This window comes from Pseudomonas cichorii (genome assembly GCF_018343775.1).
In the GTDB taxonomy this organism is placed as follows: domain Bacteria; phylum Pseudomonadota; class Gammaproteobacteria; order Pseudomonadales; family Pseudomonadaceae; genus Aquipseudomonas; species Aquipseudomonas cichorii.
Genome location: NZ_CP074349.1, coordinates 3,863,195 through 3,880,300 on the forward strand (window position 1 = coordinate 3,863,195; position 17,106 = coordinate 3,880,300).

Consider the following 17,106-nt stretch of genomic DNA (forward strand, 5'->3'; position numbering starts at 1 on the left):
CCATGCAGACCACCCTCAGCGAACACGCCAGACAATTGCCTCGGGCCGAAGAAGCCGAGCGCATCCTGCGCAGTTGCGTGCATTGCGGTTTCTGCAATGCCACCTGCCCGACCTATCAACTACTCGGCGATGAACTGGACGGCCCTCGCGGGCGGATCTATCTGATCAAGCAGGTGCTGGAAGGCAATGAAGTCACCGAGAAAACCCAGTTGCATCTGGACCGCTGCCTGAGCTGCCGCAATTGCGAAACCACCTGCCCTTCCGGCGTGGATTATCACAACCTGCTGGACATCGGACGAGCCGTGGTGGACGCCGCTGTACCTCGCCCGCTGGGCCAGCGCCTGTTGCGCGACAGCCTTCGCCATGTGGTGCCCCATGCCGGACTGTTCAAATACCTGACGCAACTGGGCAATACCTTTCGCCCGGTGCTGCCTGACAGCCTCAAGACCAAGCTGCCGGTCTCGATACACCCGGCAGGCACGCGCCCGGCAAACCGCCACGAGCGTCAGGTTCTACTGCTGGAAGGCTGCGTGCAGCCCGGCCTGTCTCCCAATACCAATGCGGCGACTGCCCGGGTGCTGGATCGCCTGGGCATCAGCGTGCAGCCTGTCAGCGAAGCCGGTTGCTGCGGCGCCGTGGACTATCATTTGAACGCTCAGGACGCCGGACTGGATCGGGCGCGACGCAATATCGATGCCTGGTGGCCCGCCATTGAAAGCGGTGCCGAATCCATTATCCAGACCGCCAGCGGTTGTGGCGCCTTTGTAAAGGATTATGGTCATCTGCTGCGCCATGATCCTGAATATGCCAACAAGGCTGAGCGGGTCAGCGCCTTGAGCAAGGACCTGGTGGAAGTGTTGCGCGATGAGCCGCTGCAGGCGCTAGGCATCAAAAGCGACCTGCGCCTGGCGTTCCATTGCCCTTGTACCTTGCAGCATGCACAGAAACTTGGCGGGGAAGTCGAACGGGTACTGACATGTCTGGGCTTCAACCTCACAGCCGTGCCTGACGGGCATTTATGCTGTGGCTCGGCGGGCACCTATTCCATCACCCAGCCAGAGTTATCACGCCAATTGCGCGATAACAGAATGAACGCTCTGGAAAGCGGCAAGCCAAACGTTATAGCCACTGCCAATATCGGCTGCCAGACTCACCTGTCGGGCGCCAACCGGACACCGGTAAGGCACTGGATCGAACTGATCGACCAGGCCCTCAACCCTGCCGAATCTCACTGAAAACCACTCTGGAGAATCCCATGAAAATCAAAGCCGTTCTGACCCAGACCGAAGTCAGCCAGATGCTGACTGCCGCCCGCAACGAGGCGCTGGCCAATGACTGGGCCGTATCCATTGCCGTGGTCGATGACGGTGGTCATTTGCTGGCCTTTGAACGCCTGGACGGCGCCGCCGCGATCAGCAGCTACATCAGCATGGAAAAGGCTCGTACTTCCGCACTGGGTCGTCGTGAGTCCAAGGGTTATGAAGAGATGGTCAATGGCGGTCGTACGGCCTTTCTCAGCGCGCCGTTGCTGACCTCGCTGGAAGGTGGCGTGCCGGTGATTATCGATGGGCAGGTCATCGGTGCCGTTGGCGTCTCCGGCGTGAAAGCCGATCAGGATGCCCAGGTGGCCAAGGCCGGGATTGCGGCGCTGAACGCCGATTGATTTGGCGAATTTTTTCGCGAATGAATTCGCTCCTACAAATCCACCAGGGATGAGGCCTGACCATGACTGATTTCATTAAATGCCAACGCTTGAAAGTGGCGGTCACTCTGCAACGTTTCGTCGATGAAGAAGTCCTGCCGGGCACCGGACTCGATCGTGAGGCGTTCTGGGAGGGATTCGATGAGCTGGTTCATGACCTGGCTCCGCTGAACCGCGACCTGCTGGCCGAGCGTGATCGTCTGCAAGGCGAGCTGGATAAATGGCACAAGGCACATCCCGGCACGATCAGCGATATGCCTGCCTACCGCAGCTTTCTGCAATCCATCGGCTATCTGCATCCGGTACCGGAGCAGGTCTGCGCGACCACGTCCAATGTAGACCTGGAGATCAGCGATCAGTCCGGCCCGCAACTGGTGGTGCCCGCCAGCAACGCCCGCTATGCCCTGAATGCGGCCAATGCCCGCTGGGGTTCGCTGTATGACGCGCTGTACGGCACCGATGTGATTCCCACCAGCGAAGGTGCTGAAATCAGCGCCGGTTACAACCCGCTGCGCGGCGCCAAAGTCATCGTCTTTGCCCGCGAACTGCTGGACGAAATCGCCCCACTCGCACGCGGCACCCATATCGATGCCCGGCATTACGCAGTCAACGATGGCAAGCTAGTGATCAGGCTGGCCGACGACAGCGAGACCGGGCTGCTGCAGCCGGAAAAATACCTCGGCTATCAGGGCGACCCTGAGCATCCAAGCGCCGTGCTGCTGAAGAACAATGGCTTGCATGTGGAGATCCAGATCGACCACAAACACGCCATCGGCAGCAGCGATATCGCCGGGATCAAGGACCTGCTGATCGAATCGGCGCTTTCAACCATCATCGACTGCGAAGACTCGGTGACGGCCGTGGATGCCGACGACAAGGTGGCGGTCTATCGCAACTGGCTGGGCCTGATGAAGGGCGACCTGAGCGAAGACCTGGTAAAAGGCGGCAAGACCATCACCCGCCGCCTCAATCCAGATCGCGCCTACCAGGCTGCCAACGGTGGTGAGCTGAAACTGCCGGGCCGCTCGCTGCTGCTGATCCGAAACGTCGGCCATCTGATGACCAATCCAGCCATTCTGGACCGTCAGGAACATGAGATTCCCGAAGGCATCCTTGATGGCGTGATCACCAGCCTGATCGGCCTGCATGACCTGAAACGGCGTGGCAATTCACGGGCAGGCAGTATCTACATCGTCAAACCCAAGATGCACGGCCCGCAGGAAGTGGCCTTTGCCGATCATCTGTTCAGCCGTATCGAGGACCTGCTCAAGCTGCAGCGACACACCCTGAAAATGGGCATCATGGACGAAGAGCGCCGCACCAGCGTCAACCTCAAGGCCTGCATCGAAGCCGCCTCGGCGCGGGTTGCGTTTATCAACACCGGCTTTCTGGACCGCACCGGCGACGAGATCCACAGCGCCATGCAGGCTGGCCCGGTGCTGCGCAAGGGCGACATGAAAAACACGCCCTGGATCAAGGCCTACGAGCGTAACAATGTGCTGGTCGGTCTGAACTGCGGCCTGCGCGGACGGGCACAGATCGGCAAGGGCATGTGGGCAATGCCTGATCGCATGGCCGATATGCTGGAGCAGAAAATCATCCATCCACAGGCGGGCGCCACTACCGCCTGGGTGCCCTCACCGACCGCTGCGACATTGCATGCCCTGCACTATCACAAGGTCGAGGTGCGCAAGATTCAGGAAGAGCTGCAACAGATAAAACTGGCCGATATCAGCGAACAACTGCTGGATGACCTGTTGAACATCCCGGTTGTCGACAAGCCTGACTGGTCTCTGGAACAGATCCGCGCAGAAGTCGAAAACAATGCTCAGGGCCTGCTCGGTTATGTGGTGCGCTGGGTCGAACAGGGCGTCGGTTGCTCCAAGGTGCCGGACATCCACAACGTCGGCCTGATGGAGGACCGGGCAACGCTGCGCATCTCAAGCCAGCACATGGCCAACTGGCTGCAGCATGGAGTCATCAAGCGGGAGTTCGTGCTCGGCATTCTGGAGCAGATGGCCAGAGTGGTCGACAAGCAGAATGCCGGAGATTCGCACTACCGCCCCATGGCGACGGACTTCAAGAAATCCGTCGCCTTCCAGGCTGCCTGTGCGCTGGTATTCAAGGGCATCGAACAGCCCAGTGGTTACACCGAGCCGCTGTTGCATGAGTTCCGGTTGGGGTTCAAGAACATGAACTGAACACATTCTGTAGCTGTGGGAATCGGGCGGCGTTCCGCTCATTCGCGAAGGCTCAGGTGTGTTTGAAACTCTGTCTTCGCGAATAAGTTCGCTACGGGTAGTGCCGGGATCAGGAGCTTTCGCGCACCACCAGTTCAAAACCAAGATCCACATGAGGTGGCTGGGCCAGCCCTTCAAGCAGGCCCAGCAACAACTGTGCGGCACGCTGGCCGACTTCCTGGCGGGGGGTGCGGATCGAGGTCAGGCGCGGGACCATGTGGGCCGAGCCTGGCAGATCGTTGAACCCCACCAGGGAAACCTGCTGCGGAATCGCAATGCCACGACGCAAGGCTTCCAGGGATGCGCCCTGTGCCAGGTCGTCGTTGCAGAAAAAGATCCCGTCCACATCGGGATGCCGATCCAGCAACTGAGCGAACAACTCGCTGCCCAGGCCGATAGAAGACGGTTGCGGAGTCGAGACTTGCAGCTCGGGGTCGAACAGTCCGGCCTCCTCCAACACCTGCCGAAAACCCGCACCACGGCGCAATACCCGTGGGTCGAGCTGAGCCGCCATATACACAAGACGCTTGCGACCACGCCCCAGCAGATGACGCGCCGCCTGGGCTCCGGCGTCTTCCTGGGAAAAGCCGACACAGTACGCCTCGCGCTCGATATCCAGTTCCATCATGTGCACACAGGGAATGCCGCTGGACTCCAGCATCTGGCGCGCCGCAGGCGTGTGGTCGAAACCGGTCAGCAGAATGCCTCGGGGCCGGTTGACCAAGTGGTTGCGCAGCAGTTTCTCTTCCTCGTCGGGGGAGTAGTGATAGTTGCCGATCATCACTTCCAGTCCGCGGGTACGCAGCACGCCCTGAATGGCTTCCAGGGTTTCGATGAACAACTGGTTGGAGAGCGACGGCACCAGCACCACGACCGTCTGGCTGCAGGATGAAGCCAGGGCTCGGGCTGCGGGATTGGCGACATAACCAAGGTTCTGCGCCGCCGTGCGAACCTTGTCCACCAGCTCCGGCGCGACAGTGGCAACACCACGCAATGCACGTGATGCCGTGATAGGCGATACGCCAGCAAGTTGCGCTACTTCATTGAGGGTCGGACGACCTGTCGAGCGGGAACCAATGCGTGTCATTTATTGCCAACTAACATAGGGGTTGCAAAAAGTGTTCATTGCCCCCTAAGGTAGCGCTGTCTCATGGACCGTGACAATGCTTTCTCGCGGCTGATCACTGCGCAGAACAGCCTGCAATGGCATGGCTACACCTAAAACAACGACAAGAACTGGAACAGACCAGACTGAATCTTCTGTCTACCGGACAAAGACAGCGCTGTCTCCAGATGAGGTATCTAATGTGACAACTGCGAAAACTGCTATTTCCGCCCTTGTGGTGATGGGTGTTTCCGGCTGCGGCAAGAGTGTGGTCGGCGCAGAAATTGCCCTCAACAGTGGTGGTCGCCTGATCGAAGGCGATGTCTTTCACCCTGCCGCCAACATCGAAAAGATGAGCGCCGGCATTCCCCTCAACGATGAAGACCGCGCCGGCTGGCTGACCCGCCTGGGCGAGGAAATGGCCGCTGCCCTGGAAAACGGCGAGCGTCCGGTCCTGACCTGCTCTTCCCTCAAGCTTCGCTACCGCGAACGCCTGCGCGAAGCCGTACCGGGTCTGGGCTTTGTCTTTCTGGAATTGAGCAAGGAAGTCGCAACCGATCGCTGTGCCCACCGACCGGGGCACTTCATGCCGGCCAGTCTGGTGGACAGCCAGTTTGCGGCACTCGAGCCACCCCATGGTGAACCCAGGACTCTGGTCGTCGATGCGACTCAGTCGGTGGACGCCATTGGCAAGCAAGCAGCGGCATGGTGGGAAGACTCGCGAGGCGGCTAAAGGCGTGAGTGCGAAAGACAGCGCTGTCTTGAAAACGAGACAGCGCCGAGTTGCAGGGCGAGATCATTCTCAATCCGTCAGGAACGATCACGCTTTTGAATTGCTCCCATAAAACAAAGACAACCGGAGAGACCTCCCATGTTCGGTATGACCCATGAGACGTACCTGCTGATCGATGCGCTGGTAACCGTCGTCGGCCTTGTGCTGCTGATTACCAAATTCAAAGTCCACCCCTTCGTTGCACTGACCATTGCAGCGGGCTTCCTGGGCCTGACCTCCGGGATGCCGGTGGAAAAGGTCATGAAATCGTTCCAGGACGGTTTCGGTGGCGTACTGGGCTTCGTCGGTATCATTCTTGGCCTGGGCACCATGCTCGGCAAGCTGATGGCTGACTCGGGCGGCGCAGATCAGATCGCGCAAACGCTGATTCGCACCTTCGGCAAGCAGAAAGTGCATTGGGCGATGATGCTGTCCGCGTTCCTGGTCGGTATCCCGCTGTTCTTCGAGATCGGCTTTGTACTGCTGATCCCGCTGGTGTTCATCGTGGCACGTCGCACTGGCGTATCGATCGTCAAGATCGGTATCCCGCTGCTGGCAGGCCTGTCGGCCGTTCACGGTCTGGTACCGCCGCATCCGGGCCCGCTGCTGGCCATCGGGATTTTCGGTGCCGACATCGGCAAGACTATTTTCTATGGCCTGATCATTGCCCTGCCGACTGCCGTCATTGCTGGTCCGATCTATGGCAAATGGATTTCCAAGTACATTCCCGGCACGCCTTCCCAGGAACTGATGGATCAGATCGCCAAGGAGTCGAGCACGCAAAACCTGCCTGGCTTCGGCATCACGCTGGTGACGATCCTGCTGCCGGTATTCCTGATGCTGCTCAAGACCTTTGCCGACGTGGTATTCCCGCCGGAAAACATGTTCCGCATCTGGATGGACCTGATCGGTCACCCGATCAGCGCCCTGCTCGCAGCCCTGTTGCTGGCGTTCTACACCTTCGGTTCGGCGCGTGGCTTTGACCGCACCAAAATCATGAAGCTGCTGGACCAGAGTCTGGCACCTGTCGCGGCCATCGTTCTGATTGTCGGCGCGGGTGGTGGTTTCAAACAGATGCTGGTGGCCAGTGGCGTGGGTGATGTCATCGGTAATATGGCGGTGCAGGCGCAGGTCAACCCGCTCCTTCTGGCCTGGCTGGTGGCTGCGGTCATTCGTATCGCGACCGGCTCCGCCACCGTGGCAACCATTACCGGCGCCGGTATCGTTGCGCCAGTAGTGGGCCTGATTCCGGGCGTCAACCGTGAACTGCTGGTATTGGCTACCGGTGCGGGCTCGTTGATCCTGTCCCATGTAAACGATGCCGGTTTCTGGCTGGTCAAGCAGTACTTCAACATGACTGTGGCCGAAACTTTCAAGACCTGGACCGTCATGGAAACCATCCTCTCGGTGGTCGGCCTGATCTTTGTCCTGTTGCTGTCGATGGTCGTTTAACGACGTCCGATGCAATGAAGTCTTCGCGGGCACTAGATGCCCGCGAAGACTGTTTCCCTTCCCCGGCATCGTTGTCTTACATGCCGTCCAGGACCCGTCCTTTATACGAACCCCCTACTTGCGCGAGCCCCGCGAAAACAAGGCTCTGGCGCACTGCGCGTACCTGCACGGCGCTGTAAAACGCTCTCGGATTCAGCCTGAAATCCTATTTCCTACGCTCAACTACACGCTTTCACTTTGAAATATCAGAAAGCTCGGGCAATGTTTCAAAGTAATGCCTACGCTTACATATGTCAGGGAGTTGGCCCTCTCAACGCCCTCCTGAAAGTAGGCGGTAATGGCGAGGTACGCTGCGGCTCACGTTACTTTTTACTTTCCGCCAGTAATTACGGGCATTTTCGTGCCAAAACGGGCAGAATTGGCGCACTCGTCGTATCGTTGATGCAAATCTCGATGACAAGAAAATGACCCGAGGGAATTAATTTCAACGCTGCAACGTCATACGATGGATGCATTTGGATGTACTCGGCAACAATCACCACGCAAAGGCAAACGCCAGCCTCTTGAGAGAGGCGTTTCAAGAGGCCATCAAGGAAGAGATTATGTTGATACTCACTCGCAAAGTAGGCGAAAGCATAAACATCGGTGACGAAATCACCGTGACGATTCTTGGCGTTCAAGGACTGCAAGTCCGGCTAGGTATCAATGCACCGAAAAATGTCTCCGTGCATCGTGAAGAGATCTACAAGCGCATCCAGGCAGAACTGGCTCCAAACCAAGACCCACAATAATTCCCGCTACACCCTCCTCTATTCAGCTGATCTGCCGTCCAATCGGCAGATCGGCCATACGGCGCCTCAAGGGGCGCCGTTTTTTCTCCCCCGCTTTCAAGCCCCGCCACTCACGGCCCTGACCACTTGTCATTCACCCGGAACATCGCTTCAACCCCGTAAGTCCACCTCAAGCAAGCAGATCAATGCCAGCCCGTTGTACGTAGTGAGCCGCGCATTCTCTTTTACCTGACGACACGAACGGTGAATGACAATGGCAACCATCAATGACCCCTCCCTCAGCAGCAGACAGACAGGCCATGAGCCTTTGCCGGGGTTGCATGACGACACGCTGAATCCTCTGGACCACACGAAGGAGCAAGACAACGCAACATTCGATCAGTATCGCGATACCGCAGCGGATCAGATCGACAACCTCGCAAACGATGCCCAGTCAGCCGCAAGACAGATCTCGGACAACGACACCCTGGGCCTGTCACGGTACGTCTCGGATATCGCCCAGGGTCTCAATGGCCTGGCAGAAAAGCTGCGGGGCAAAAATACCGATGAATTGTTACAGGATGCAGGAAAGCTGGCCCGTGATAATCCGATGCTGTTCATCGGAGGCAGTGTTGCCCTGGGCCTGGGGCTTTCACGGTTACTCAAGGCATCGTTACCCGCAACAGACAGCACCCCTTCGGCCAGCGACACATCCACCGCAGCTTACGACCCCATCAGCCCGTCGACACTTGCCGCAGAAGAGATGGTCGCCACTCACCCGCACTCCGACGATGTCCTGCACAGCGCCAGGCCCGGAATGGGCATTCCCGATAGCCCTGCCGCCACCGAGTTCAACGATGATCCTGTCGATAACCTCTCCCGTACGGGCCCAACCGGGAATGACCTGCCAAAAGGAGGTGTGTGATGAAGACGCCACCCGATCTTCCAGAAGGGTCCGAAAACGATACCTCGGTACTGGGCCTGATCCGGCAACTGGCGCATGAGGTTCCCGCGCTGATCAACAAGGAAATAGCGCTGGCCAAGGCTGAAATCAGGGAATCGGTCCAGACCTCCAGGCAAGCACTCATGTCCATCGGCATCGGTGCAATCATGATTCTGGGCGGTTTTATCGTCTTGCTGCAGGCAGTGGTCTATGTGCTGACCCACTTCATGGCCTCATGGCTGGCCGCCTTGATTGTTGCCGTGGTCGTAATGATTGTGGGTTATCTGATGATCATGGCCGGCAACAAGAAGCTCGAACCCTCCAACCTTGCACCTGAACGTACCGCCAGCACCTTGCAGAAAGACAAGGACGCCATCCAGAGGAAAGTCTCATGAGCATAGACAGCAGCTTCGACACCCCGGAAAACTTTGAAGCGCAATCGAAAAAGAGTCCGGAAACCCTGGAGCAGGAAATCGATGAGCAACGTTCCAATATCGGCAATATCGTCGATGCCCTCGAAAAGAAGATATCCCCCGGCCAATGGGTCGATCAGGCTCTGGCCTACGTTCGGGAAAACGGCGGCGAGTTTGCGGGTAATCTGGGCAATAACGTCAAGGCCAACCCGGTACCTGCTGTGCTGGCATCGGTTAGCATACTCTGGCTGATGCTGGGCAGCCGCACGCCCTCACCCGGCCCTTCGGTGATCGATAATGCTGGCAGGAAAGTCAGCGACATCGCGGGAAGCGTGGGCGACAGCCTGAGCAGCGCCAAGGCCCGGATTCAGGAAACCGCAGCCCGCATGAAAGACAAGGGTGGCCAGGTGACTGACAGTATCGGGGAGAAACTCTCGTCCTCCTCAAGCCACGGCACAGTCGACACACTTCAGGAAAAACGCCTCAGGATGCAATCCAGCGCCAGCACCCTGCTGCGCGAGCAGCCCATGACCGTCGCCGCCATAGGTCTTGCGGTGGGGGCGATCATCGGCGCGGCCTTGCCCGCCAGTGAGCGTGAAAAGCAGTTGATCGGTCAGGCCCGCGACAAGCTGATCAATACACCCGCACAGCAAAATGGTCATGAGCGGTTTTCGTCGACAGACACTGGTCCCACTCCCGGCGGGTCGTCCTTGTCGGACCGGCATGACGGCCTTGGCGCCCCCTTGCCGGGCACCTCGTCAGGAACCTCGCCCGGCCTGGGTTGAGGCTCAGGCAAACAGCCCGGCCGAGGCCGGGCCGTTTGCAACGGTCATGGTTTGAGCGCTCTTACTTGAGAAGGGACTGTACGATTCTGTCCTTCACCAGCAGACGTCTTTCCTTGAGTTTCTTGAGTTCATCGTCAGCAATCCCGCCCGCCAGTCCCTTTTCGGCATCGATCACCCGAGTGTCTGTATCGTCGTAGTCCGCGAGCAGTTGCTGCAACTTCGCATCGCCCTTGCTGCGCTGTACGACCTCTTCCCGGGTCAGTTGCAAATCCGCGAATAGATCATGTTTGACTGGCATGGATGACATCTCCTGAAAAGCGACTGAATCATGAGCCTAGCATCTAGAGTGCAGGCACGACTCAGCCCTGAAAGTTCAGGACAAGCGACGTCTGGGACGCCCACACGGGAGCGCACTCTTCCAGTTGCAACACACGGGAAGGTTCGAGGGACAAGGTCTTGTCCTGCAACCTCGCCAGTACGGCATCGATCACCGCCCGGCTGGCATCGTGGTGAAACTGCCAGACGCCATAGATACGCCCATCGAAAGAAGGTTCGCTGCCCAGTTGCGGGTCAGCCTTCAGGCCAGCGCCTATGCCGAACAGATGCAGCCCCTTCAGGCGACGGCCGAACTGATCCAGCGGACAGCCCGATGCATCGGAATCCAACCCGCCCTTGGTTTCAGACAGGCGCAAGGCGCGACCGTCCGGGTCAGTCAAGGATGGCAAGCGTGGCTGATAACCCGTGCACTGGATCACCACTCCAGACTCGGCCAATGCCTGCTCAGCTTTTTCATAGTGCCCGTCAGGCCCGCCGCTGGTCTGCAGCAATTGCACGCGAACGCCCGTCTTGCCGATCCGGCCTTTCCTGAGCGCTTCGCAGCCGATATCCAGCGCTCTGTAGCGCAAGCCACCGGAGCGGTTGATACGGCCCGATATCGGACAGATATCGGATTGCGGATCAAACTCATAACCGGCCGCCACGGCCTGTTCGGCACTTTCATAGAACAGGCGAATGCGCGTGCGGTGGATCAGGGTCACTTCCTGCAAACCGGCGAACTCCAGAGCATCGGCCAGGTTCTCCAGGACCGAAAAAGCACTGTGGGAACCTCCGACCACTGTTATTCGCCTGCCACTGGCCAAAGCCGGCGCGAAGACTTCACGCAGTTGAATGGCGTTCATGCGCAGGAGCTGGTCAGAGCTCTGGATATTCATGGACGTCGACAACACCAGCCCATCCTCGGCCAGACCGCGAACCAGATGCCGGGGGTCCTGACGACCACCCAGGTTGAGCACCAGGGTTCTGCAATGGATCAGGCGCATGCAACCTTCGGTTTCCACCTTGAGGCAGAACCCGTCTTCTTCACAAATCACCTCGGTAATGGTCGTACAACGCCAGATCTTCGCCCCGTAATGACGAACGATATGGTTCAGCAGCAGGCTGGATGCCTCAGCCATCAACTGGCCGACATCTGACAACTGCGGAGCACTCTGGGCCTGGCCTCTGATACGCCAGTAGGCCGGTGAAGACTCCAGAGGCTTGAATACCTCACTCAATGCAGGGTCTCGCAGGCAATCAATGAAGACATCCCCAACCGAGTTGGCCGTGATGCGGTACTGCCCCAACATTCCCGTTCCGGGATTGTCGCTGGCATCGACCACGATCAGGCCATTGCGCGCAATATCGGCCAACGTACCACTTTTCAACGCGTTGAATAAAAAGCCCATGCCCGCGAGCCCGGCGCCTCCTACAACACATCCACATGCTGTTTCCAACTGTTCTTCAAACATGATGAGGCTCCATCGTCATATAAATACGTTGGTGCAGTCCAGAAGTTCTGGAAGTTATACGCAGGGCACAACGCTCAAGAAAAAGCCCCCGAGCAAAGAACGCTTGTTATTGTATTTATGAGTCGCGCATCACGACGTTGATACAGAAGCGAGATTCAAAAACCCTTGGCTCAGCATAAATAATTTCATATTCAATAAAACTGAACATAAAGCTACCGCCAGCCCGTTAAATGGACAGGGATCGAGCACTCAAGAAACCTGGGACATATCCAGCCGAAACCGGATAGAAGAGAAAGGGTTGAATGGATATTTGCAAAGAACCGGCAAAGTGTCAAATAAACTGCGACCCACCTTTAAAAAATGACACCCATCTCATAAGCGCATGATAATTATGAAAATATTTTTTTGACACCCGGATAAGCGGCCCATCATGACCCTTTTCCCGGTCATTCATGCTGTTTTATTTTTAGATCGCATGGCTGAAAATCCGCAAAAGACCAACGCCAGCAAATTGACCCGCTCCCAGCAAGTGCACGTGAAATACGAAAAGACTCAATAATCGCGCACACTAAAACGCCCCGGCCATTGATGACCGGGGCGTTGTGAATAGCGCGTCTCGAGGGCGCCTGAGGCGACTCAGGCTATGTGATAGTGAGGTTGAAGCTGTGCGTGGTGAGCATGCTCATCGCGCAGCTCAGCGACCAGATCGGAAATATCACGACTGGTCTTGAGCCTTTCGAGAGAAATTCCGGTTACCGAAAGCTCTACACGCCCGGTAGATGGATCAATGATCTGCACCGACAGGGTGGTCCTTGCGGGCGAAAGGCCCGGCACCACCGTACAGGTACAACTCAACGGTAAAAAAGCAACTTCAATGATATTTCGCAATTCCAGCGTAGACAGTCCACAAGCGATCATTTGCCATCTCCTTATTATCAAGCACTGCAGGTTTCAGCAGTTTTCCAATGCTTTTTTAGTTTCCCGCCCAAGCGAGACATTCCATTGCCCGCCCACTAATTACGCACATCTACTGCATATGAACCTGTTTATACGCCTCTCCTTCCTGCCAGGCAAATGTCTCACCTGCCCACTAATATAGCACCCCACTGGAATTATTCAGGATAATTAGCAGAAAAAACGTTTCACTACCGCACTTCAGCGCCTTTATGCTCACGCCTGCCAGAAAAACAACTTATTTATCCACTGAAAAGACTGACAGACGGTTCATGAACCGACGAAAAACAACAGCAGGTGGAGTGCCGATCAGTCAAGGCACACCTCCCATGGACTGTGATCTTGCCACCTGCTTTTTTGACATCAGCCTTTTATATGTGCGGGTTCTACGCCCCCCTTGAAGAACCCGCACAGAGTATTAATCCGGCGTTCTGGGCAAACGCAAATGGATCAGGGCCACACGGGCCCCATGCTTGTCTCTGCGCTCTTCAATGGCAAAGGGTCGAAAACCCATGCGCGGATAAAACAGCAGGCCCGGAACATTGTGGTTGAAACATGAAGCCGTCAGCTCGGTGGCTTCGTGCTTGTCGAACGCGATATTCATCATGCAATTGATCATGTAACGCCCTACCCCCTTGGCGCGGGCCTTGGGAGCAATGATCACATTGCCCAGCGAGCAGCGGCCCCGAAAGTCCGAACGGGAAAAATTGGCAAAACCGACCACCTCGCCATTCATCTCGATGACAGTGGAGTCAAAACGATTCTCCATGGCTTCCTTGAGCTGAGGCGCTGTCAATGGATAGACCGCCCGGGGAAACATGTAAAACAACTCGTCGGCATTCTGAGGCAGCTCACACACGATAGGGATGTCTTTCTCTTCCATGGGACGGTGATGGAACATTGAGCGGTAACCTCTCGGAGAATGTGAATGACAAGCGATAGGACTCTATGCGACCCGACAGATTCCGCACCGCCGTATGACAGAATCAAGACATAAAGTCTTGCCGGACGCCACTACAAAGACTGTCGGCTCTCTGGCGAGGCAATATTCTGTAACCGATTTTCCCCGCACCACCTTGCAAGGTGGCGGCAGAACCGGCATTTATTTCACTTTTGTTGATCGGACGTCGCTCTCATGCCGATATTTTCTCTTGCCCGTCTCAAGGCCCGCCGATTTACCTGGGCATGCATGGCGGCCCTCATCATCGGCTTGCCCGTAGGCTGTGCGGTACTGGAACACAAGGAGCGCGAACTGGTCTTTCGCATCGAGCCCGGCAATGCCAGCTGGTACAGCGGCCTACCTGCAGACGTGCAGGAACTGGAGCTCAATACGCCATCCTTTGGCACATCGCAGAACATCCACGCCTGGTGGTGGCCTGCAACGCGCAAGGACGCTCCGGCGATTCTGTACCTGCACGGCTCACGCTGGAACCTCACCGGCCAGTTGTTCCGCATCGAACAATTGCGGGCACTGGGCTTCTCGATTCTGGCCATCGACTACCGGGGCTTTGGCCAGAGCATGGGCCAACTGCCGTCTGAAGACACCGTCTATGAAGACGCACGGATTGCCTGGGATCGCCTCAAGCAATTGCAGCCAGACCCACAGCGCCGGCTGATCTACGGCCATTCCTTGGGTGGTGCCGTGGCAGTGGACCTGGCCGCCGAACTGGGGCGTGACGCCAAAGAAGACGACACACCGACCCAGGCTCGCGGACTGATCATCGAATCCACCTTCACCAATCTGGCCGACGTGGCCGCAGCCATCGCCAATACATCACTGCCGGTACGCTGGCTGCTTTCCCAGAAATTCGACTCGCTGGACAAGATCGCAGACATTCACATGCCGGTGCTGATCGTACACGGCACCGACGACCGCTATGTACCGGCACGCTTCAGCGAGGAGTTGTTCGAGGCGGCACAGGAGCCGAAAAACCTGTTGCTGGTGCCAGGCGGCACTCACAACAACAGCATGCGCCTGGGCAGACAGGCTTACAGCCAGGCCATCCAGACACTGCTGAAGGCGACGGCATCACCGGAGCAGGCGAAGAAAGAAGAGAACAGGCAGAAGCAGGCGGGATGAACGTTGCCGTGCCGAAATGCTTCGGCACGGCATCGATCGGTCAGATCAGGCCCTTGGCGGCGGCTTCTTCAAGAGCGCTACGTGCCAGTTGCTTGACCAGCATGTCCGTGGACTCGTTGAAAGGAACCGCAAAGATCAGGAGCAACTGAACCCAGGTCGTCAATTTCTCTTGTTTACGTACCTGGCCCAGCTTCTTGCCGTCCTTGTCACGGAAGGTCAGCTCAAGCGACAAGGTGTTATCAAAAGTATTGGGGATCAGGAAAAGGGTAAAACCTGTCAGAAAAGCGCCTGCCAGATTGCCTTCCTCATGATTGCGCAGCGTCGCGGTGACGTACACATCGGATGATTGCTGCTCGGTTGTAACCCCGGAAAAACGCTGGCTGTCCTTGAACTCCTGAAGCAACAGCTTTTCCAGACCTGCGATATTGGTATTCGTGTTCATCGCATTGTCGTTATGAGCATACTCGGCAAGCACTTTGAGGTAGACGGCAGGTTTTTCCTGCTTGGCCGCAGCAAGCGGCCACTGCCCTGCAGGCGTCAACTCGTGATGGGAATACGTCATGCAGCCTTGCAGGCTGAGGGAAAAAACAATGGCCAGCAACGCAAGAAACTTGTTCACGGAAATATCCTTATTCTTTCGGAAGTTGTTGAGTGGCATCTTTGAGCAGGACGTTGACCAGCTCGGTCAACTGGTGGGAACCCAGGGTCATGTTGTAATAGTCGTTATCCCAGAACCCTGTGTTTTGATCGCGCTTGACCACCTGCCGTGAAGACGCCAGTTGCTTGCCGGTGCGATCAGTGATGCTCAGTTCACCTGCAAGATCATATGTATCGACATAGATAGGGCCGTTGACCCAGATCCAGACCGTCAACGTCAGCAAGGCGCCAGGAAAATAGCCAGGATGAGGCGTACGCTTGCCCTTGAGAGAGGTGAAGTTGAATGTCAGCTCGACATCCTTCTCGCCTACCTTGGCCGGGAAGACGATCATTTTCTGGAAGAACTCGCCTCGCTCGATGTAGGTATTGATCTGGCTGGTCAACTGAACGCCGATATTACGGCGTACGTCGGCTTTGATGCTCTCATCCGAAACCTGTACATCCTTGACCGAGGCCCCCACAGGCAAGGTGTGTTCAGCCACTTCGATGGGAGGGGCAATCGGGCCGGCAGGCGTGAAGGAGACACACCCCGTCAACATCAGCCCCACGAAGCCGATCACGGCGCACTGCAACTTATTCATTTAACGAACATCCTTGAGATGTAGCCGAAAAGCGCCATCTGACCTTGAGAAAGTAAGGGCATGCCACAGGCTATCGCCTGTCCGCGGCACGCAAAAGATGGCTACATGCCATCTAGGGCGGCGATTGTAACCACTCCGTATCAGGCTTGCTAATCAATTGATGCTGCGAGAAAAGGTGCGACAGCGGGATGCGAGGGGGAGAAGCTTTACGGGGCGATGCTTACGCCAGGCGCATTCATATAAGCATCTCGGGACAGTCACAAAACCAACGCTCCAACCCTGGAGCGGCAATGCTGCACTTCAGTACTTGATTCGATAAATATTCAACAAGGTTTCATTGGCATATATATATTCCACCTTGCCGATAAAGGCGCTGTGCTCCAGCCAATCATTGGGCCCCATGGCGACCTGGAATCGCGGAGTGCAGGTACATTCATAATGCCCGGCAGTGACTGGCCATACACCGTCCTGAATTTCCTGCTGACCGGTTTCATCCAGGACAAGCACGCCTTCATTGATGACGTTGATCAACTCACCCAGGTCCGTACGCAAGGTAAAACGTGCATTCAGGCGGGCAACTTCGCCAGAGTTCTCGATAAAGAAATCGGAACCGCCCGGCAGTACCACGCCTTGAAATTGCTGGCCGAAGAACTCACCGCCCACAATGGAAGTGTTACTGCGAAGACCGTCACTGCATATGCCCAGAAACGTCGGGGCATCGGTGCGTAATGTGATAGTGAGAACCTTTTCCAACAAAGGAGTCTTTGTTGTTGCCGTCAGGGCGCGCTCGGTTCTCTTGCGAGAGTCGTTAAAGTCAATGACATTCATATATACCTCTCGCCGTGTCCATGTGCATAAATCAGCA

At 56.8% G+C, this 17,106-nt stretch carries 18 protein-coding genes; 10 read left to right on the top strand and 8 right to left on the bottom strand.

Annotated elements, in window-relative coordinates; all coding sequences use genetic code 11:
- Positions 1-2: 2 nt before the first annotated feature.
- The 3 genes from glcF (at position 3) to KGD89_RS16025 (ending at position 3,903) form a co-directional block, all read left to right on the top strand.
- Positions 3-1,235, top strand: coding sequence for a glycolate oxidase subunit GlcF (gene glcF / locus KGD89_RS16015; protein ID WP_025260781.1), 1,233 nt, complete (start codon positions 3-5; stop codon positions 1,233-1,235).
- Between the two features lie 20 nt (positions 1,236-1,255).
- Positions 1,256-1,663 (top strand): heme-binding protein, encoded by a 408-nt coding sequence (locus tag KGD89_RS16020; protein ID WP_025260782.1) that lies wholly within the window; start codon positions 1,256-1,258, stop codon positions 1,661-1,663.
- Positions 1,664-1,725: 62 nt separating this feature from the next.
- Positions 1,726-3,903, top strand: coding sequence for a malate synthase G (locus tag KGD89_RS16025; protein ID WP_025260783.1), 2,178 nt, complete (start codon positions 1,726-1,728; stop codon positions 3,901-3,903).
- A 109-nt stretch (positions 3,904-4,012) separates the two neighbouring features.
- Here KGD89_RS16025 and KGD89_RS16030 read toward each other — a convergent pair whose 3' ends face one another.
- Positions 4,013-5,029 (bottom strand): HTH-type transcriptional regulator GntR, encoded by a 1,017-nt coding sequence (locus KGD89_RS16030; protein ID WP_025260784.1) that lies wholly within the window; start codon positions 5,027-5,029, stop codon positions 4,013-4,015.
- Positions 5,030-5,288: 259 nt separating this feature from the next.
- Between KGD89_RS16030 and KGD89_RS16035 the strand changes: the two genes are divergently transcribed.
- From KGD89_RS16035 to KGD89_RS16060, 6 genes are all read left to right on the top strand, one after another.
- Positions 5,289-5,780, top strand: a complete 492-nt coding sequence (locus tag KGD89_RS16035) for a gluconokinase (RefSeq protein ID WP_025260785.1) — start codon at positions 5,289-5,291, stop codon at positions 5,778-5,780.
- A 138-nt stretch (positions 5,781-5,918) separates the two neighbouring features.
- Positions 5,919-7,271, top strand: coding sequence for a GntP family permease (locus tag KGD89_RS16040; RefSeq protein WP_025260786.1), 1,353 nt, complete (start codon positions 5,919-5,921; stop codon positions 7,269-7,271).
- 602 nt (positions 7,272-7,873) lie between these two features.
- On the top strand, positions 7,874-8,062 hold the full coding sequence (csrA, locus tag KGD89_RS16045) for a carbon storage regulator CsrA (RefSeq protein ID WP_002554157.1): 189 nt from the start codon (positions 7,874-7,876) through the stop codon (positions 8,060-8,062).
- 253 nt (positions 8,063-8,315) lie between these two features.
- Entirely contained in the window at positions 8,316-8,966 is a 651-nt protein-coding gene (locus tag KGD89_RS16050; RefSeq protein WP_025260787.1) for a hypothetical protein, read from the top strand.
- Positions 8,966-9,379 (top strand): phage holin family protein, encoded by a 414-nt coding sequence (locus KGD89_RS16055; protein ID WP_025260788.1) that lies wholly within the window; start codon positions 8,966-8,968, stop codon positions 9,377-9,379. Before KGD89_RS16050 ends, KGD89_RS16055 begins: the two co-directional genes overlap by 1 nt.
- Complete coding sequence (locus KGD89_RS16060) at positions 9,376-10,182, top strand: DUF3618 domain-containing protein (RefSeq protein ID WP_025260789.1); 807 nt, start codon at positions 9,376-9,378, stop codon at positions 10,180-10,182. The genes KGD89_RS16055 and KGD89_RS16060 overlap by 4 nt, the downstream gene beginning before the upstream one ends.
- A gap of 61 nt (positions 10,183-10,243) precedes the next feature.
- Here KGD89_RS16060 and KGD89_RS16065 read toward each other — a convergent pair whose 3' ends face one another.
- The 4 genes from KGD89_RS16065 to KGD89_RS16080 form a co-directional block, all read right to left on the bottom strand.
- A complete protein-coding gene (locus tag KGD89_RS16065; RefSeq protein ID WP_025260790.1) occupies positions 10,244-10,480 on the bottom strand; it encodes a DUF465 domain-containing protein in 237 nt (78 codons plus the stop codon).
- A 61-nt stretch (positions 10,481-10,541) separates the two neighbouring features.
- The gene (locus KGD89_RS16070; protein WP_025260791.1) at positions 10,542-11,969 is read right to left on the bottom strand and encodes a hypothetical protein; all 1,428 of its coding nucleotides are present in this window, start codon (positions 11,967-11,969) and stop codon (positions 10,542-10,544) included.
- A gap of 636 nt (positions 11,970-12,605) precedes the next feature.
- The gene (locus KGD89_RS16075) at positions 12,606-12,887 is read right to left on the bottom strand and encodes a DUF1652 domain-containing protein (RefSeq protein ID WP_025260792.1); all 282 of its coding nucleotides are present in this window, start codon (positions 12,885-12,887) and stop codon (positions 12,606-12,608) included.
- A gap of 454 nt (positions 12,888-13,341) precedes the next feature.
- A complete protein-coding gene (locus KGD89_RS16080) occupies positions 13,342-13,824 on the bottom strand; it encodes a GNAT family N-acetyltransferase (protein WP_025260793.1) in 483 nt (160 codons plus the stop codon).
- Positions 13,825-14,058: 234 nt separating this feature from the next.
- On the opposite strand from KGD89_RS16080, the gene KGD89_RS16085 reads away from it, so the two are divergent.
- The gene (locus tag KGD89_RS16085) at positions 14,059-15,003 is read left to right on the top strand and encodes an alpha/beta hydrolase (protein ID WP_025260794.1); all 945 of its coding nucleotides are present in this window, start codon (positions 14,059-14,061) and stop codon (positions 15,001-15,003) included.
- A gap of 40 nt (positions 15,004-15,043) precedes the next feature.
- On the opposite strand, the gene KGD89_RS16090 is transcribed toward KGD89_RS16085, so the two are convergent.
- The 3 genes from KGD89_RS16090 to KGD89_RS16100 all read right to left on the bottom strand — a co-directional run bounded on the left by KGD89_RS16090 (position 15,044) and on the right by KGD89_RS16100 (position 17,069).
- The gene (locus KGD89_RS16090; RefSeq protein WP_025260795.1) at positions 15,044-15,622 is read right to left on the bottom strand and encodes a hypothetical protein; all 579 of its coding nucleotides are present in this window, start codon (positions 15,620-15,622) and stop codon (positions 15,044-15,046) included.
- Positions 15,623-15,632: 10 nt separating this feature from the next.
- Positions 15,633-16,241, bottom strand: a complete 609-nt coding sequence (locus tag KGD89_RS16095) for a hypothetical protein (RefSeq protein WP_025260796.1) — start codon at positions 16,239-16,241, stop codon at positions 15,633-15,635.
- A gap of 300 nt (positions 16,242-16,541) precedes the next feature.
- Entirely contained in the window at positions 16,542-17,069 is a 528-nt protein-coding gene (locus tag KGD89_RS16100) for a DUF3237 domain-containing protein (protein ID WP_025260797.1), read from the bottom strand.
- Positions 17,070-17,106 lie beyond the last annotated feature (37 nt).

Coding starts and splice junctions, on each gene's coding strand:
- KGD89_RS16100 (WP_025260797.1), bottom strand. CDS start 17,069: ATGAATGTCATTGACTTTAACGACTCTCGCAAGAGAACCGAGCGCGCC.
- KGD89_RS16040 (WP_025260786.1), top strand. CDS start 5,919: ATGTTCGGTATGACCCATGAGACGTACCTGCTGATCGATGCGCTGGTA.
- KGD89_RS16030 (WP_025260784.1), bottom strand. CDS start 5,029: ATGACACGCATTGGTTCCCGCTCGACAGGTCGTCCGACCCTCAATGAA.
- KGD89_RS16085 (WP_025260794.1), top strand. CDS start 14,059: ATGCCGATATTTTCTCTTGCCCGTCTCAAGGCCCGCCGATTTACCTGG.
- KGD89_RS16050 (WP_025260787.1), top strand. CDS start 8,316: ATGGCAACCATCAATGACCCCTCCCTCAGCAGCAGACAGACAGGCCAT.
- KGD89_RS16060 (WP_025260789.1), top strand. CDS start 9,376: ATGAGCATAGACAGCAGCTTCGACACCCCGGAAAACTTTGAAGCGCAA.
- KGD89_RS16055 (WP_025260788.1), top strand. CDS start 8,966: ATGAAGACGCCACCCGATCTTCCAGAAGGGTCCGAAAACGATACCTCG.
- KGD89_RS16035 (WP_025260785.1), top strand. CDS start 5,289: ATGGGTGTTTCCGGCTGCGGCAAGAGTGTGGTCGGCGCAGAAATTGCC.
- KGD89_RS16095 (WP_025260796.1), bottom strand. CDS start 16,241: ATGAATAAGTTGCAGTGCGCCGTGATCGGCTTCGTGGGGCTGATGTTG.
- KGD89_RS16080 (WP_025260793.1), bottom strand. CDS start 13,824: ATGTTCCATCACCGTCCCATGGAAGAGAAAGACATCCCTATCGTGTGT.
- KGD89_RS16025 (WP_025260783.1), top strand. CDS start 1,726: ATGACTGATTTCATTAAATGCCAACGCTTGAAAGTGGCGGTCACTCTG.
- glcF (WP_025260781.1), top strand. CDS start 3: ATGCAGACCACCCTCAGCGAACACGCCAGACAATTGCCTCGGGCCGAA.
- KGD89_RS16065 (WP_025260790.1), bottom strand. CDS start 10,480: ATGCCAGTCAAACATGATCTATTCGCGGATTTGCAACTGACCCGGGAA.
- csrA (WP_002554157.1), top strand. CDS start 7,874: ATGTTGATACTCACTCGCAAAGTAGGCGAAAGCATAAACATCGGTGAC.
- KGD89_RS16070 (WP_025260791.1), bottom strand. CDS start 11,969: ATGTTTGAAGAACAGTTGGAAACAGCATGTGGATGTGTTGTAGGAGGC.
- KGD89_RS16020 (WP_025260782.1), top strand. CDS start 1,256: ATGAAAATCAAAGCCGTTCTGACCCAGACCGAAGTCAGCCAGATGCTG.
- KGD89_RS16075 (WP_025260792.1), bottom strand. CDS start 12,887: ATGATCGCTTGTGGACTGTCTACGCTGGAATTGCGAAATATCATTGAA.